This window comes from Psychrobacter sp. 1U2 (genome assembly GCF_051847575.1).
Genome location: NZ_JBPYDC010000151.1, coordinates 1 through 1,618 on the forward strand (window position 1 = coordinate 1; position 1,618 = coordinate 1,618).

General features: G+C 42.8%; 2 protein-coding genes. One reads left to right on the forward strand and one right to left on the reverse strand.

Annotated features, from left to right (window positions below; all coding sequences use genetic code 11):
- Positions 1-102, reverse strand: a 102-nt coding sequence (locus ACS8FD_RS14000) for an acyl-CoA dehydrogenase N-terminal domain-containing protein (RefSeq protein WP_439276318.1), incomplete at its 3' end; no start/stop codon positions are given.
- A 419-nt stretch (positions 103-521) separates the two neighbouring features.
- Here ACS8FD_RS14000 and ACS8FD_RS14005 point away from each other — a divergent pair.
- Positions 522-1,618, forward strand: a 1,097-nt coding sequence (locus ACS8FD_RS14005; protein ID WP_439276317.1) for an FUSC family protein, incomplete at its 3' end; no start/stop codon positions are given.

Below are 1,618 nucleotides of genomic sequence, written 5' to 3' on the forward strand. Positions count from 1 at the left end.
AGCATTTGCGCCATTGTCTAAGTCTTTATAATGCGTTTGAAAGTCAAATACATCGTTAATCAAAAACTTAATATCACGTAAAGGAGCTTTGTAAGTTAACATAGTTGATCTCTTTATTTGGTTTGCTCTAGTACGACCGATGGCTGGTTTTTATAAGCTTGTATTCGTATTAGAGATAAGAATGGATAAATACGGTTGGTTATCGCTATTAGATTATTATCGTTATAATCACAATGTACTGAGTAAAATGACAAGCTATGTGAATACTGGTCATATGTATATGATTAGTATAAATGTTCTTTTGAGACAAATATACAATGCATAATTAATTTTCATGACTTGATGGTTTAGATATTAATTTAATTTATCAAATAGCAATAGGTTTCTTAATATAGAAGAGGATTGCGATGGTTAGGGCTGTCTAACTTAAGCTATGAACAGTAAGCACAAACAATGTATGAGGGTAATAATTTATGAACGTGTATGGGTTCTTCACATCGCTAAAACAGAAGGGACAATAAATGCTCGCTTATATTAAGCATTTAATTCGTGGAGAGCTTGATCATTTGCTCACGGTCAATCGAAGCCGCCGACCATGGCATATGCCGATCATCGCTGCTATAGCCATCAGTTTTCCAGTCTTTGTTGGCGCATATTTTGGGGTACTACATGCAGGGATTAAGGCGTCTTTAGGAGCCATGGTTATATTAAACTTACCATTTGTAGGCGGGTTGCCTTATCGTTTAGTGACGGTGATGGCGTGGAGCTTTGCGATGACGCTTTGCTTTGCGCTCGGACTGATTGCGCAGCAAGTGCCCTTACTAAAACTACCAGTATTTGCGCTGATTGCCTTTAGCGTTGTTGTTTTCGGTCGCTATTATCGTCAGCCGCCGCCTGCCGGACTGTTTGTCATGATGGCGGGTGCAATTGCTCTATTCATTCCTGTTTCAGCTGAACAGATATTATCAGCCACTGGGCTTGTGATGTTGGGCAGTGGTTTTTCAATGTTTATGGCACTTTTATATACGCTGTTTTTATTAGTGACGCGCCCCTCTACTGCTGTGCCAGAGTATCGTTATGAGCCAGATATAATCAGTGACAGTATCATCGTTGCAAGTTTTGTTAGCTTGGCATTATCGATAGCAGTGCTGCTAGACATGCCTTATCCATACTGGGCTGCGGTCAGTTGTTTTATTATTATTCAAGGCATACAAATGCGCACGATATGGATTAAACAGCTGCATCGTCTGCTGGGTACCTTAGTAGGTATGGTGGTTGCCGGCTGGATGTTGTCTTGGAATCTATCAATGTGGGAGGTGGCGCTCGCAATACTGCTTATGATGCTGTGTATTGAATCGCTGGTTGATCGACATTACGGACTGGCCGTAATACTGATCACTCCGTTAACGATATTTATCGCTGAGTATGGCAGTGTTACCTCGCTTGCGCAGGCGAGTGTCCAAGAGATTATTCGGGCGCGAATGCTCGATACTGCGCTAGGCTGCGCGGTAGGCTTGAGTGGAGGGCTGGCGATACATTCAGTCAAGCTACGCGTCCCGCTCCGGCGAATCGAAAAACGGCTGTTAGTCCGTTTTTCCCCTTCGCCCCCACCGCACCT